Below are 15,608 nucleotides of genomic sequence, written 5' to 3'. Positions count from 1 at the left end.
GGGATTAAATTTGGGTTACATCCCGTTAGCTTATTGAAAAGTATAAGTTATAAAGCGATTTTAGAGTGCTTTTACTGTCATAATGTTTTAAACATGTTAGCCGCCTAAAATTGGTCTGGATAATCGAATGTCTGAAATACCTGCAACTTTATCGACTTCCGCCTTAGCTAAGGCACTCAAGAAAACAACGAAGCAGATGTTTGCTGAGTTAGAAACCTTAGGATGGATTGAGCGTCAAAATGAGGCGTGGAAACTAACGACTAAGGGTGAGTTTGAAGGTGGTAAGTATCGTGAAAGTCAGAAATTTGGTCGATACATTATATGGCCAAGGGAGGTTGCGGAGCATAAAGCGTTATCCAGTCCCGATGCTGGTTTACTCAGCCTCTCCCAATTAAGTAAGCACTTTTCACTGAGTCGTATTGCCATGGAGCAGGTTCTTCAAGAGATGGCTTGGATTCGCGCTAATAAAAAAGGTTGGCAAGTAACTTCGTTAGGTGAAAAAAATGGTGCTCATCAACGGGAAAACAGATCCACGGGTGTACCTTATGTTTTATGGTCTGATTCAACTCTAGATCATGAAGTGTTGATCGATTGGGTCGAAGAAGTTCAGACGGGTTTAAATGATATAGAGCTTCGCTGTTGTGATGGTCATCAAGTTGCAAATGAAGCTGAGCGTTTAATTGATAATTGGCTATATTTCTCTGGATTAGCACATGCTTATAAGCGCCGTCTGCCGTTTCCTGAAACGCTTTATGCTGATTTCTATCTGCCTCAGCATCATCTTTATGTCGAATATTGGGGAGATCAGGTAACAGCTACTGAGCTATCTGCTAAGATGCGTAAAAAAGAGCTTCTAAAAGCAAATAATTGTGCTTGTATTGAAATCCAGGATGAAGATTTATTACAGTTAGATGAAGCATTAACTAGGAAGTTACTAAATCACAACATTGAAATTTGAAGTCTGTTCCTAAGTCTTACGCATCCATGGATGTTTGAGCGCGATCCGAGTCTTATACAGTCTTGTTTAGAAGTGCGTCAAAAACATAAAAAAAGACGTTAAAGCAGTATATCTATTCTATGCTGAAGTGAGGGCTCTTAAGCTGATAATGGCTAATTAAGGGAGTTTGTTCACTGGCAAGAGTTAAGACAGTGGAATCTGGATGACAGAAGTTTTCAAAGTTAAACAAAGATTAGCTTTTAGGCTGGCCAAATATTCAGTCATTATGGCGTTTGTCATTGGCTTAGTTTTGACGACTGCGCAAGTGTTGGAAGATTTCCATCTGCAAGATAGCCAGTTTGACCAAACTATCCATAAAATCCTCAATGCCAGCAAACCTCCTGCTACCCGTGCTGTTCATACTCTAGACCATACACTCGCTAAAGAAGTTGTTTTTGGTTTGATGCAATATTCGTTTATTGCTGAGGTCAAAATTTCGGATGAATTAGGCGAAGTACTGGCATCACAGGTGGTCCCTGATCCTGTAAAGAAATCATCTACGCTGTGGCTCACGGAAAAAATCTCCAGTGCCCATAAAACCTATACACTTGATCTTCAAGCCCCTGGCTTTGTCGATATTGCACCTGGCAAGCTACAGGTCGTCGTCAATAAAGACCAAGCGTTTCAACCTTTCTTTGAGCGCGCTTTAACCATTTTTATTGCTGGTCTAGTGCGTAATGTACTGCTTGCCATCTGCCTGATTGCGATTTTCCATGCTGTATTAACTAAACCTTTGGCCAGGTTGGCGAGTCAGTTCGCGAGTGTCGACTTAAATGACGACAGGAAGGGGATAAAACTACATGTCCCTGAGGTTCATAAAGATACTGAGTTAGGCTTATTGAATCATGCCGGTAATGAGTTTATCTCTACCGTTCACAACTTAGTGCATGAACTTAAGGAGAGTCATCAAGCTTTATCTAAGAGTGAAGCTCGTCTCGCTCAACTAATCAACCAGGTGCCGCAGTTGATCATGGCGATCAATAAAAGTGGTGATATTCTGTTTGCAAATCGCCAGTTTGCCGAATTCTATGAGATGCCTGTAGAGGAAATCGCTGGCAATGCTTTATTAAAACTCCACCCCTATATCGAAGAGGTTGCCGAGCTAGAATCGATTCGTAGATGTGTTGAAGTACATCAAACTGAAGCAGAAATTAGTGACTTTACTTGGACTCATAAAAGTGGAAAAACCATGCACTTTACTGTGCAGGCCGCTCCGTTTGAGTATTTTTCCGAACCTGTCGTGTTGTTTGCTGCGACAGATATTTCTGAACAGAAGATGGTTCAGGACCATATAAGCCATATGGCAAACCATGACAGTCTGACAGGGCTTCCTAATCGTACTCTGCTCAATGACCGTTTAGAGCTCTCTTTGGCGAATAGTCAGCGTAATGGTAAATGTAATGGTTTGTTATTTATCGATTTGGATCACTTTAAAACGATTAATGACTCTTTAGGGCACAGTGTCGGGGATCAGCTACTGAAAAAGGTAGCGGATATTTTGACTAAACAAGTACGAGCCAGTGATACGGTCGCGCGATTAGGCGGAGATGAGTTTGTCATCCTGCTGCAGTCTTTTGATGGCAACGAAGATGAAGTGACTAAAGACATCGAGCATGTCTGTGAAAAACTGTTAGAGCTGCTGGCTGAGCCTATAGAGGTTAAACAACATCAGCTTCGTATCGGCGCGAGTATAGGTATTGTGCTTTATCCACTTGCTGACAAAGGAATTGATGACCTTATGCGCTTTGCAGATACCGCTATGTATCATGCAAAAGAGAGTGGTCGAAATGGTTATGCTTTTTACCATCACACCATGACGGCAGCTGTGGAAAAGCAGCAAAATATGGAAAATCAGCTGCATTGTGCGTTAGAGAGAGAGGAGTTCCGTGTTCACTTTCAACCTTTGGTGGATGTGAGTGGTGAAGTATTTGGCTTTGAAGCATTGATCCGTTGGCAGCATCCTGAGCGTGGGTTAGTGCCACCAATAGAGTTTATTCCGAGTCTAGAAGTCAGTGGCATGATTGTTCCTGTCAGTAATTGGCTGATAGGGGAATGCTCTAGGCAGATAGTGGAATGGAAAAAGAGTGGTTTTTGGCGAGAAGGTTGGTACTTGTCGATCAATATAAGTCCGTTGCAATTCTATCAAGCTGACATGATTCCAGCGTTGAAAGAGGCGATTACCCAAGCTGGAGCTGATGTTAAAAATATTTGTTTGGAAATAACTGAGACAGTTGCAGTAGAAAATATTGAGTTTGCTGTTAGCCGCTTACAAAAGATTCGAGATTTAGGTATTAAAATCGCCCTAGATGATTTTGGCACGGGTTACTCGTCATTGAGCTATCTAAAGGATCTGCCTATAGATATAGTGAAAATTGATCGCTCCTTTGTTCAGGAGTTGGGTGAAAACAGCAAAAGCCAATGTATTGTCGAAGCTGTGATCAATATCGCTAAGGCTTATAACCTTCGCGTGATTGCAGAAGGCGTAGAAACTAAAGAGCAGCTAATCATGGCGAATAAAGTCGGTTGTCATGTTTTTCAAGGTTTCTATATTGAAAGGCCTCAGCCACCGAAAAGTCTGCGTAGCTCTTATCTGAAAGACTCCATTGAGAGTAAGTATTTTGGTTAGGAACTTTTTAGTTAAATTGCTCTCTATAGAATGATCCTCCTGTTTAGGTTAAAGTGACCCCAAATTGAGATTGGAATATTAAATGCAAACGGCTTACCCCATTAGCAAAAAGAGCAGATTGATAGCAGCGTTTAGCTTGCTGTTTTTTGTGCTGTATTGCTCCGTTGGCGTTTGTACCAATCTATTTGCTAGTTCCTCATCGGATAGCACACCCTCTGTCAGCTTATCGACGAATGCAGCTTTAGTCGGATCTAATCATTCAGATCACAGTATGCATACGGGTATGTCGTCTGATCAGCCTGCTAAAAATGCATCTTTAGCCCATTGTGATGGTCAGCCGAAAAGTTGTGACTGGAGTATCAATCCAGTTGTCGATCCGGTTGCTGATGCCATTCCTGATATGACCTTTTTCTTGCAATACCTGTTATCAGGTGTTGTTGTGCTGTTCAGTATCTTGCTGGTAACAGCATATAAGCTTTCTTACGGCTATTCCTTTGTTAGGGAACGATGTCGTTTCTCCGGTGTGCCGAGGCTGCACCTACAACAGGCTGTTTTCTTAAATTAATTTCCTGACCCTTTTTATATCGGTTACCGCCTATTTCGGTGGTGTTTTGATGTATCAACGGGACAGGATCTATGCGTTTATCCCCATTATTTATCATTAGTCTGCTGACTTTCAGCAGCATTACTCAAGCAGAACTGAGTTTGGATTCTGCTATTCAGAATGCTCTTAGTTCTGATCATTGGAATCAAAGCAGTGTGCATCAGGAGCAGGCACTACGTGCTAAAGCGATCGCGAGTGCTCAATTGCCTGATCCGAAATTAAGGCTTGGGTTGGCAAATTTGCCAACAGATAGTTTTGATTTCCAACAAGAGAACATGACTCAGTTACAGCTAGGTGTCTCACAACAATTTCCTAGGGGTAACAGCTTGGCGTTGTCACAACAGCAGTGGCAGCAAAAAGCGGCAAAAAGCCCGCTACAACGTCAACTGCGTGCTGCTAGTGTGAAACTTAATGTCTCTCAGGCGTGGCTAAAACTGCATCAATCAAAAGCGCAGTTGACACATTTCAAAGCTAAACAGCATATTTTTAATGAACTGGTAGCAGTGAGTCGGGCTAATTACCGCTCGGGTAAAGCCTTACGTCATGAGGTTTTGGATGCTGAAGTAAAACTTACGCAACTGAAAGACCGCATGCTGCAGTTAGAGCAGATGATTCAAGTCCAAAAAGGTTCATTACAGCAGTGGTTGACGGTTGAATCTTTTGATCAATCTATCGCTACGGGGTTTGATCTAGACTTACTTTTTTCAGGCAAGATTACACAGGCAGAGCAAGATCGATCGATCTTACAACATCCTCAGATTCAGATTCTGAAAAAGAACATTGCGATTGAGGATAAAGCGGTTGAGATAGCGGACCAGGCTTATAAACCTGCATTCAAACTCGATGCAAATTATGGTTATCGCGCTGATCATGAAAATGGTCGTGACCGAGCGGATCTGTTTAGTGTCGCTGTGACCATGGATCTGCCGCTGTTCCCTGAAAAGCGTCAAGATCAGCATCATCGTGCTGCAGTACAGCAGCGGGAAGCCAGTAAAGCGATTTACCTACTTAAAGCGCGTGAGTTAAGAGCCGAATTAGCCATAGCTAAAGCTAATCTACAAGGCTATGAACAGCGCTTAGCCATCTACAACCAAGCCTACTTAAAGCAGTTATCAGCCAAACGAAAATCGGCATTGCGTGCATACGCATCAGCGGAGTCTGGTTTTAAAGTTGTATCTATTGCAGCTATGGAAGAACTCGAAGCTCAACAGCAACAGATCCTTCTGCAACATCAGGTAGCAATGGCGACAGCGAAGGTGAATTTCTACTTTGCAGGTGAAGACCCAATAGTGATTAACAACGCTCATCCAGCTCAAGGAGGTATGAACAATGAATAAGGCTGTGCTAACAATAGGAGCTTTATTAATTGGGACTTCGGCCGGCTACTTTCTGTCTCAGAAAAAAGCCGATAACGCTGGCTCCTCAACCGCCGCAAATGATCAGCCTCTGTATTGGGTTGCACCGATGGATCCAAACTATAAACGCGATAAACCAGGTCTCTCTCCTATGGGGATGGATTTAGTACCTGTTTATGAAGAGGATCTAGCGGGTGGTGATTCTCCGGGGACAATCTCAATCTCCCCGGAGGTTGAAAACAATCTTTCTGTACGCACAGAAGCGGTTTTGTTTAGTCCGTTGCAAGCGCAATTAAAAACCGTGGGTTATGTCGGGGTTGATCAGGAGAGAGTGACCGATATCCATTCACGTATTTCTGGTTGGGTTGAGCAAGTTAAGGTCAGCGTCAAAGGTGAATATGTTGAAAAAGGATCGCTATTGTATGAGGTGTATTCCCCTGAATTGGTGAATGCTCAGGAAGAGTATTTAGCAGCCTTACGCAGCGGTAATCGTTTTTTACGTAATGCCAGTGAAAGTAAATTGGTCGCGCTGGGCGTATCTAAGACTGTGCTCTCAACTTTAAATAAACAGCGGCAGCCTCTCCAAAAGTTACCTGTTTATGCGCCCGTATCAGGGTATATCGATCAGATCTCGTTGCGTAGAGGTACCTATATTAAGCCCAATAGCCGTTTATTGACGATCGCGCCTTTAGATCAGGTTTGGGTGACCGCAGAACTATATGAACGTCAAGGCAGCGCCGTACAGAAGGGCGATGTGGCCGAAATGACCTTAGCGTTTATGCCAGGGAAAATCTGGCGCGGCCAGGTTGACTATGTTTACCCGACGGTTAATCAAAAAACACGAACGTTGAATGTCCGTTTACGTTTCGATAACTCTGACCTGCTACTTAAACCGGATATGTTTGCTCAGATCACTATTCAGTCGGCACCGACCAAACCTATGCTGAATGTGTCAGATACAGCCGTCATCAAAACCGGCGATCAAGATCGTATTGTTCTGGCTTTGGGAGAGGGTAAATATAAATCGGTTGAAGTTAAAACCGGTCCAAGTATGGCTGGACGCACCGCAATTATTCAGGGTTTATTTCCAGAGGATAAAGTCGTTACATCGGCTCAGTTTATGCTCGATTCCGAGTCCAGTATCAGTTCTGATTTCTTACGCCTGACACCACCGGCCATGGGGCTGATTGATGAAGTGTGGGTTGGCGCAACAGTTGAAGAGATCAATCTTGAATCACGCCTCTTAACGATCAGACATGAAGCGATTCGAGAGTGGAAGCAGGATGCTATGTTGATGCAGGTTAAAGCTGATGAATCCTTAGATTTAGAAGCTTTACGTAATGCTGGCTCGTTACAAATCCGTTTACGCGGTGCCAATATGAGCGACTTGCAGTTAACGGATTTTATATTGCCGCGCCCTAAAGCCCCAGAAAGTATCCCTGGGGGTAAACTATGATCAAAGGGATAATTTATTGGTCGATACACAATCGTTTTTTTGTTCTGCTGACGACGGTGATCTTAATTGGTTGGGGGGCTTATGCAGTCAAAAACACGCCGATTGATGCGATTCCAGACCTCTCCGATGTTCAGGTAATTATTAAAACTAGTTATCCCGGCCAAGCACCACAAGTGGTTGAGGATCAGGTCACTTATCCACTGACGACGGCGATGTTGTCGGTACCGGGCGCAAAAACAGTACGTGGCTTCTCATTCTTCGGGGATTCATACGTTTATGTGATTTTTGACGAAGGAACAGATCTCTATTGGGCGCGTAGCCGAGTATTAGAGTATCTCAGCCAAGTTAGCTCGTCTCTACCTGATAGTGCCAAACCGCAGCTTGGGCCTGATGCCACAGGGGTGGGGTGGGTCTACCTATATGCATTGGTCGATCGCACGGGACAGCATGATTTAGCCCAGTTGCGCAGCATTCAGGATTGGTTTTTAAAGTATGAGTTGCAGACCGTGTCCGGGGTATCAGAAGTCGCTCCTATCGGTGGCATGGTCAAGCAATATCAAGTCAAAGTAGATCCGGAAAAACTACGCGCTTTCGATGTACCGCTATCGCATATCAATCTGGCGATTAAACGCGCAAACCAAGAGAGCGGTGCCTCGGTCATTGAGATGGCCGAAGCCGAATATATGGTCAGAGCGAGTGGCTATTTAGATGGCTTGGAAGCAATTAAAAATATTCCACTGGGTGCCACCCCTCAAGGCACGCCGCTATTACTGCAAGACCTCGCTGATGTGACAATCGGGCCTCAGATGCGCCGCGGTATTGCTGAACTTGATGGTGAAGGCGAAGTTGTCGGTGGTGTGGTGGTGATGCGCTTTGGCGAAAACGCGCAGGCAACGATTGAGGGAGTCAAAGCTAAGTTAGAAGAGCTCAAACGTAGCCTGCCTGAAGGTGTAGAGGTCGTCACAGTATATGATCGCTCAGGTCTGATTGATCGAGCAGTGGATAACTTGTTTGAGAAACTCGTAGAAGAGTTTGTCGTAGTTATCATTGTTTGTGCACTGTTTCTGTTCCATTTCCGCTCCTCGTTGGTGGTGATTATCAGTCTGCCTATTGGGATTTTGGCGGCGTTTATCGTCATGTATTACCAAGGGATTAATGCCAACATTATGTCTTTGGGTGGGATCGCCATAGCAATTGGGGCCATGGTGGATGGTGCCATTGTGCTAATCGAGAATGTGCATAAACACATTGAGCGCCGACCACTAACCGATGAAAACCGCTGGCAGGTTATCGCTGAGGCGTCAGCAGAGGTTGGACCAGCGCTCTTTTTTAGCCTGTTGATCATTACCATGAGCTTTATCCCTGTGTTTGCTTTGGAAGCGCAAGAGGGGCGAATGTTCTCGCCTTTGGCTTATACCAAAACTTATGCCATGGCCGCAGCAGCGGGGTTTGCAATTACCTTGGTACCGGTTCTGATGGGGTACTGTATCCGCGGTAATGTGCTTCCAGAACGTAAGAACCCAGTGAATCGTATTCTCCAAGCGATCTACGTGCCGGTGATTCGTTTAGTCCTAAATTGGCCTAAGTTCACCGTTGTTCTGGCGTTAACGGTTACGGTGATTGGTTTTTGGCCTGTGAATAAAATAGGTAGCGAATTTATACCGCCTCTGGATGAAGGTGATCTGATGTACATGCCAACCACTTACCCAGGAATCTCGATTGGTAAGGCGCGAGAGCTACTGCAGCAAACGGATAAGTTGATTCGTACGGTGCCTGAAGTTGAGCGTGTATTTGGCAAAATTGGACGTGCGGAAACCGCGACAGACCCCGCGCCGTTGACCATGATCGAAACCTTTATCATGTTGAAACCGCGTGAGCAGTGGCGTGAAGGAATTACGACCAAAAAACTGACCAAAGAGTTGGATAAGATTGTCAAATTGCCGGGACTGACCAATGCTTGGGTGATGCCGATTAAAACCCGTATCGATATGCTGGCGACAGGTATTAAAACCCCAGTCGGTTTAAAGGTTGCTGGGCCTGATCTCAAAGTAATTGAAGATATCGGTAAGCAACTAGAACAGGTGCTGGTGGATGTTGAGGGTACCTCATCAGTGTATTCCGAGCGTGTTGCGGGTGGACGCTACGTTAAGGTTGATATCCGACGTCAAAAAGCAGCGCGTTATGGTCTCAATATTGCCGATATTCAATTAGTGATTACCAGCGCTATTGGCGGCAAAAATGTTGGCGAGACCGTTGAGGGTTTAGAGCGTTATCCGATCAATGTGCGTTATCCACAAGCGTACCGAGATTCGGTGGAACAACTGCGTTTGTTACCACTGGTCACACCGACAGGCGCACGTATCGCTTTGGCGGATGTTGCTGATATTTGGATAGAGGCAGGGCCTCCAGGGATTAAAAGTGAAAATGCTCGGCCTAATGGTTGGACTTATGTCGATATTGAAGGACGAGACTTAGGCTCTTATGTCGCTGATGCGCAAAAGATCGTGGCTGAGCAAGTCCAGTTGCCACCTGGTTATTCGATTAACTGGTCGGGGCAGTATGAATATCTACTCCGTGCGAAAGAGCGTCTGACTTATGTGATCCCTCTGACCTTAGCCATCATTGTGGTTCTCCTTTACCTTAGCTTTCGCCGATTTGCGGAAGTGGCAATGATTTTAGGGACACTACCATTGGCGCTGATAGGCGGGGTTTGGATGCTTTATCTAAACCAGTTCAACTTCTCTGTTGCCGTTGGCGTAGGCTTTATCGCTTTGGCGGGTGTAGCGGTCGAGATAGGTGTGATATTGCTGGTCTATCTCAACCAAGCCTATGAAGAAAAGTGTCGAGAGATGCCAGAAGGCCTTACCCTTCAAGCTTTGCAGGAAGCTATCATTGAAGGCGCTGGTAAGCGAGTCAGACCTATTTTGATGACGGTTGCTACGGTGATCGCAGGCTTGTTACCGATTATGTATGGAGAAGGAACTGGTGCTGAAATTATGCAAAGAATCGCGGCGCCGATGGTTGGCGGAATGGCCAGCGCTTTAGTGTTAACGCTGATTCTGTTACCGGCTGTTTATTATCTGTGGCGAAAGCACGGGTTAAAACACTAGAAAAGGCAGTTAAGGAATCTTGAGAAAATCGTTCACACATCCATATTGTGTGTTCGATTTTTTTGGGTGGGTAAAGATTGGTCTATCAAATCTGTTTAGACAACTTTGAATAACTGATCGAAGTTTGCCAGTTTTAATATCCGCAGTGCGGTCTCAGAAGGACGAACTAACGTCACTTTTCCGTTGATGTTTTCCACATGCTCTTTGGCAATTAGGAGCATACCTAAAGCTGAGCTATCGATAAATTTGGTGGATGACAAATTGATAGCGATATTGGTTCTAGGTGTTTTGATATCTCTGTATGCATCTCTAAACGCTTTGTGAATCGAGTAATCGAACCGTTCACCAATCGAGATAGTGAGTTCTTGGTTATCCTGATTTAAATGGGTCTGGATCATCTGCTCGCTCCGACTTCAGCTTTTACAGAAAGCGATTTATTGAATGGTTGTACAATATTTAATCATATTGAAAAATCTCTGCCCCGACTCAAGTCAATAAACTCAACATTAATCGATCAGGATGTAGTCATTCGGGTGGGTTTACCGTCTTGAGATGAGAATAAGGTGATTGTCAAAGAGCTTAAGCTCGTTATTCCAAAACTTCTTCCAGCTTCGGAGTTTCTAAGATAAATAGAAGAGTGGAATCAACCAGAGAGTTTGCTTCCTGCTTGGTGAAGAGCCTCTCGATTATGATTCTGGAGGTTATCTAGTTCACCAATACAGAAGCATGACTTGCCTTTAGCTTTGGCCTCCAGCATCAACATATCCGCTGCTTTTAACAGATCGTCCCGGCTTTCATTATTGTGGCGCGATACCGCAATGCCAATGCTTACACCTAGCTGGCATTGAGTACCTTTTAACGATAGTGGATGTTTCAGATTGTCGATTATTCGGTTGGCAATCTCTTCCAGTTGATTCTGGTTTTGCGGGTTATGGATCATCAAGACAAACTCATCCCCGCCAATTCTTGCTAAGGTGTCATTTTGGCGTAGCATTTGACTAAGACGGTGACTCACAAGCATCAATGCCTCATCGCCGGCTTCATGGCCTAAGTCATCATTGATCGGTTTAAAGTTATCCAGATCGAGATAGAACAGTGCCAGTGAGGTTTTCTCTTTACGCGCTTGAACAAGAGATCGTTCCAATTCTTGAATAAAGTGACGGCGATTATATAAACCGGTGAGAGGGTCATGTTCAGCCATGTGCCTGATTTTGTTTTCAGCGTTGGTGCGCTTTAACTGCGAGCGAGTATAAAGGTAGGTTCCTATGCCTGTGACCAGCGCCAACAGAGCACTGATGATGATCATCAAGTTAAGTCGTTCTAAACTCTTTTGCGCAACAAGTTGTTTGTCTATAAAAGTGATCAGTAACCATTGCGGCCAGTCACCTGCATTCTGCTCGAACTGTTCAATACGTTGATCTTGGCTTAGTAAGACTCGGTGGAAAACATAGTAACCGTTCTTCTGTTCTAACGAGCCAATATGCTTATCTGAGAGTGCTTGCCAAAGTTCAGGATTTAGAACTGGCAAAGGGGAGGGCTGATTATCTTCGTACATAAATGCCCACAGCTTTTCTTTTGATTCCCCATGTAACCAGTAGCCATCCTGGTTGAGCATCATGATCTTTCCTTGACTCAAGCTTTGAGCATCATCGAGATGCTGGATTAGATGGCTGGCATTGAGGTTAATAACGATTAACCCCATGAGATTTTGCAGCGGGTCTTTGACTGGTGTCGCTATACGCGTAATAGGTTTGTGTGGTATCTCGATTTCACCGTGTTCAATATTTAGATCTAATGGTGAAATATAAACTTTACCGTGATCGAGTTTGCCTGTTTCTGGGACGTAATAGCGGTTTATCTTATTTTGCAGATCTTGTTCAGGAACAATCTCAGTACGCTGTTGGCCTTTGTTTATCCGAACTTGTTCACGACCTTTTTCATCAATAAAACGAATCTGGTCGTAGCTATGTTTGATATCAACAATGTTTCTAAACTCTAACTGGACTTCAGTAACTGCGTTTTCATTCCCAGATAGATGTCTCACAAAGTCTGGTTGTGAAGCTAGGGTGCGGGTGTCTAACACTGCCTCTGCGATACGATAGCTGAGGGCTTTATCGATGAGAATGAGTTGCTCGGCTTCGTTTTTAAGGATCTTATCTTTTAGGTCTTCTGACTGTGTTTGAAATACATTGATTAGAAATAGCAGTAGCAGAGAAACCCCAAACAGGTATGAAGTTGTATAGCGAATCTCGATTTTATTTAAGAAACTGGTTAAAGCAGTTGCGTGTGGATAGAACACGTAGATATAGACCGCTATTGAACTAATCGATGCGAAAGCTAGGGATTTAAAATCAAACAGCAGAATGTTGTTTATATGTTCTAGACTGATAATGGATTGCAGTAGGGTCAGAGATAGCTCGATTCCAAAAACGCTGAGGCCTACTTGAAGAAACAACCACTCTCGAACTTTTTCAGAAGGTTGAATCTGACGGTAATAAGCGAAGATAAATCTAAGAATGATTAACGAAACAAGCGCAAGAATAGATGCATTGGCGGCTGCTTCGAACCAGTAATATTCGGTATTTAGGTTTAATGACGAGATAAGTTTAGATGTAATGCTCTCGGTTATTAGCAATGCAAAAAATAAAATGATAACCGGCATCATCGTATTGGTTTCTCGGAAATTTGGGATAAGTTGTACAAAAAAGAACGGCAGATATTATCAAAAGGTCTGATTAAAAACTACACAGTTAAATGAGTAGTTTTGAATCCTCTTTTGACCCCTATCATGCTCGTCTTTTGGGGTTGTTGTTAGACTTTATATGGGCACTGTCAAACAGTGTGGTTTTGTTTCATTTTGAGAGAGAAAATGTCCGTTGATTAAACTGGAAAGCAGTCGTTTAATTTGGATCTCTATCTGTATTATCTTCCTGTGCCCTGCGGCGGTCGCTGTGGTTGCGTTGTCTTATGAAGGCGCAATTCCTAAGATTACCGAAGTAGAAATTTTGGATGTTGCTGGGGAGCTTCTACTATTAGTCCTTGTTCAATTTTGGATTGTCACGATCGCCTATGCGGGCCTGAGATTTAGGACTTATATCTATTTACTGTGTGGTTTCGGCATCATCACTATGGCCAATACCGCTGACTTACTCGATGAGTTTATTTTCGATCATGTTGGTACGTTAAAGTTAATTGAGAATGCGGCTTACCCTATAGGGATGATGCTTGCGACAATTGGCTTGTTTAAATTAAGTCAGGATTACAGGGACTTACTCCAACAGGTTCATAAAGATCGCGATGACTGGCGCAGTAAGGCCAATCATGATCAATTAACGGGTCTTCTAAACAGGCGTTACTTTTTTGAAATGATGCCTAAGGTTATGGATACTTCTTGGGATAATGACTGTGATCCAGTTCCTGCGTTGCTGATGTTAGATATCGACTTCTTTAAATCAGTAAATGATAAGTTTGGTCATGATAAAGGTGACCTGTTGCTGGCAGCAGTTGGTAAGTCTATCAGCCAATTTTGTCGGCATGATGATGCGGGCTTTCGCTTAGGCGGAGAAGAGTTTGGCGTACTACTAACCGGCGCAGATGAGGATCGAGTGTTAGAAGCGGCTCAACGCTTAAGACAACGTTTAAACAGTATCCATATCAAAACAGAGCAGGGCGAACTGGTTTCGCGTACTGTGAGTATTGGTGTGAGTTTTTTGCACACTACAGATTCACTCGATAGCTGGATGAAGAAGGCTGATAGTGCCTTATATCAAGCAAAAGAGCAGGGGCGAAATCGAGTGGTAATCGCCTAACTCTTTGATGGTTATCTTTGATGATAAGCGCTTACAAACGTTGTAAGCGCTTTTGTAATAAATCTCCAAATAACTTTGTTGCTGGCCCTGCATAATCTCCTTCCGCGTAGATCATATTTAGCTGAACACTTTTCTTAGCACCGGCATTCAGAGGAAGCGGTTTGAGTAGCCCTTGTTTTAGTTCCTTTTCGATTTTAAGGCTTGGGTACCAAGCATAGCCTAAGCCACGGCAGGCAGCGGCGATTGAGGTGGTAAAGTTGCTTAGGGTGAGGCGCTGTTCAGCGCCAAGCCAACCTGAATCTACATCTCGGCTACCCGAATCTCTAATCACTAACTGACGATGCAGACGTAAGTCTTTGTGATCTAAAGAGCGGTTAAGTTGATGAAGAGGGTGTGCCGGGGTGGCAACAGCGATAAAGCTGATATCTAAAATAGGATCGCCCATAAAGCCTGGAGGTATACGTGATCCAATTACTATATCAGCTTCTTTTCTGAGTAAGGCTTCATCGGTGCCACTTAATACCGTTTCGATAAACTCGATTCGGGTCAGGGGGCTCTGTTGTGTAAATTCAGCAATCACATCTAGCATGAGCCATTCTGGAAACAGGGCATCCATCGCGATACGAATATCCGGCTCCCAGCCTTCTGAAAACTGTTTTGCTAAGTTTTCCATCTGCTGCGCTTCTTCTACTAAAACCCGAGCTCTGCGATAGAGGGATTTTCCTGCGGCAGTTAAAACTGCTTTGCGACCTTCAACCTTGAAAGCTTGCACGTTCAGTGTGCTCTCTAGCTTTTGAATCGCGTAGCTGATGGAGGATTGGCTTTTGTTCATCGCTTCAGCAGCAGTAGCGTAGCCGCCATTTTCGACCACCGCGATGAGGCTTTGCCATTGTTCCAGAGTAACTTGAGGCATTATTTATCTAATTTTTCGATTAAATTGAACGAATTATAGCTGTTTTTAATCACTTAATTAAATAAGAGAATGTTTCCATCAGTTACAGAGACAGATCTGTAAGAACGAAAGAACAGATTTTTAAGGTGAATTCGATGGCTAAATTACTACATATTAAATCCAGCATTTTTGGTAACGGCGGTAAATCAAGTCAGTTGGCTGATAACTTTATTGAGCAGTGGTTAGAGAAGCATCCACAAGGCCAAGTGATTGTTCGTGATCTGGTTGCCGAAGATGTTCCGCATTTTGATGCGGCTGTTATGACGGCATTATCGACACCGGCTGATGAGCGCAGTGCGGAACAGCAAGCGATTGTTGCTCGCTCAGATCTCTTTATTACTGAATTAAAAGCTGCAGATGAAATTGTGATGGGCGTGCCAATGTATAACTTTGGCGTACCGACTCAGATGAAAGCTTATTTCGATTTGATTGCCCGCGCAGGTGTGACATTTAAATATACCGAGCAGGGGCCAGTCGGCTTAATCGCAAGTAAACCTGTTTACCTATTGGCCACACGTGGCGGCTTATATCGTGATCAGGGCCATGATTTTCAGATCCCTTTTGTGCAGCAGTTCCTTAACTTTATCGGCCTAAGTGAGAGTGAGGTTATTTATGCTGAAGGGCTAAGCATGGGTGATTTGGCCGAAAGCTCTTTAGCCAAAGCTAACCAGCAGATTGCTGCTATCCATTAATGTAAGG

Annotated in this window: 11 protein-coding genes; 8 read left to right on the top strand and 3 right to left on the bottom strand. The window is 44.0% G+C overall.

The window, feature by feature from the left end:
* The first annotated feature begins 127 nt into the window (after positions 1 to 127).
* The 6 genes from ACMXYT_RS12595 to ACMXYT_RS12570 all read left to right on the top strand — a co-directional run bounded on the left by ACMXYT_RS12595 (position 128) and on the right by ACMXYT_RS12570 (position 10,148).
* Positions 128 to 958 carry a hypothetical protein gene (locus ACMXYT_RS12595; RefSeq protein WP_415898963.1) on the top strand — a complete coding sequence of 277 codons (831 nt, stop codon included), beginning with the start codon at positions 128 to 130 and terminating at the stop codon, positions 956 to 958.
* Between the two features lie 202 nt (positions 959 to 1,160).
* Positions 1,161 to 3,623 (top strand): putative bifunctional diguanylate cyclase/phosphodiesterase, encoded by a 2,463-nt coding sequence (locus ACMXYT_RS12590; RefSeq protein WP_415898962.1) that lies wholly within the window; start codon positions 1,161 to 1,163, stop codon positions 3,621 to 3,623.
* Between the two features lie 82 nt (positions 3,624 to 3,705).
* Positions 3,706 to 4,188, top strand: a complete 483-nt coding sequence (locus tag ACMXYT_RS12585) for a hypothetical protein (protein WP_415888976.1) — start codon at positions 3,706 to 3,708, stop codon at positions 4,186 to 4,188.
* 71 nt (positions 4,189 to 4,259) lie between these two features.
* Positions 4,260 to 5,564: a TolC family protein gene (locus ACMXYT_RS12580; protein ID WP_415898961.1), complete on the top strand. Its 1,305-nt coding sequence runs from the start codon at positions 4,260 to 4,262 to the stop codon at positions 5,562 to 5,564.
* On the top strand, positions 5,557 to 7,038 hold the full coding sequence (locus ACMXYT_RS12575; protein ID WP_415898960.1) for an efflux RND transporter periplasmic adaptor subunit: 1,482 nt from the start codon (positions 5,557 to 5,559) through the stop codon (positions 7,036 to 7,038). The genes ACMXYT_RS12580 and ACMXYT_RS12575 overlap by 8 nt, the downstream gene beginning before the upstream one ends.
* On the top strand, positions 7,035 to 10,148 hold the full coding sequence (locus ACMXYT_RS12570; protein ID WP_415911508.1) for an efflux RND transporter permease subunit: 3,114 nt from the start codon (positions 7,035 to 7,037) through the stop codon (positions 10,146 to 10,148). Before ACMXYT_RS12575 ends, ACMXYT_RS12570 begins: the two co-directional genes overlap by 4 nt.
* A gap of 95 nt (positions 10,149 to 10,243) precedes the next feature.
* Here ACMXYT_RS12570 and ACMXYT_RS12565 read toward each other — a convergent pair whose 3' ends face one another.
* Positions 10,244 to 10,546, bottom strand: a complete 303-nt coding sequence (locus tag ACMXYT_RS12565; protein WP_415898958.1) for an STAS domain-containing protein — start codon at positions 10,544 to 10,546, stop codon at positions 10,244 to 10,246.
* 245 nt (positions 10,547 to 10,791) lie between these two features.
* The gene (locus ACMXYT_RS12560; RefSeq protein WP_415911507.1) at positions 10,792 to 12,813 is read right to left on the bottom strand and encodes a diguanylate cyclase domain-containing protein; all 2,022 of its coding nucleotides are present in this window, start codon (positions 12,811 to 12,813) and stop codon (positions 10,792 to 10,794) included.
* A gap of 211 nt (positions 12,814 to 13,024) precedes the next feature.
* Between ACMXYT_RS12560 and ACMXYT_RS12555 the strand changes: the two genes are divergently transcribed.
* Complete coding sequence (locus ACMXYT_RS12555; RefSeq protein ID WP_415898956.1) at positions 13,025 to 13,957, top strand: GGDEF domain-containing protein; 933 nt, start codon at positions 13,025 to 13,027, stop codon at positions 13,955 to 13,957.
* A 31-nt stretch (positions 13,958 to 13,988) separates the two neighbouring features.
* Here the strand turns inward: ACMXYT_RS12555 and ACMXYT_RS12550 are convergent, their stop codons facing one another.
* Positions 13,989 to 14,870, bottom strand: a complete 882-nt coding sequence (locus ACMXYT_RS12550; RefSeq protein WP_415911506.1) for a LysR family transcriptional regulator — start codon at positions 14,868 to 14,870, stop codon at positions 13,989 to 13,991.
* A 134-nt stretch (positions 14,871 to 15,004) separates the two neighbouring features.
* Between ACMXYT_RS12550 and ACMXYT_RS12545 the strand changes: the two genes are divergently transcribed.
* Entirely contained in the window at positions 15,005 to 15,601 is a 597-nt protein-coding gene (locus ACMXYT_RS12545) for an FMN-dependent NADH-azoreductase (RefSeq protein WP_415911505.1), read from the top strand.
* Positions 15,602 to 15,608: the final 7 nt, after the last annotated feature.

Source organism: Neptuniibacter sp. QD37_11 (assembly GCF_047778105.1).
Classification (GTDB): Bacteria; Pseudomonadota; Gammaproteobacteria; order Pseudomonadales; family Balneatricaceae; genus Neptuniibacter.
The sequence above is the reverse complement of the archived record's forward strand: the minus strand, read 5'-3'. Positions and strand labels throughout refer to the sequence as shown.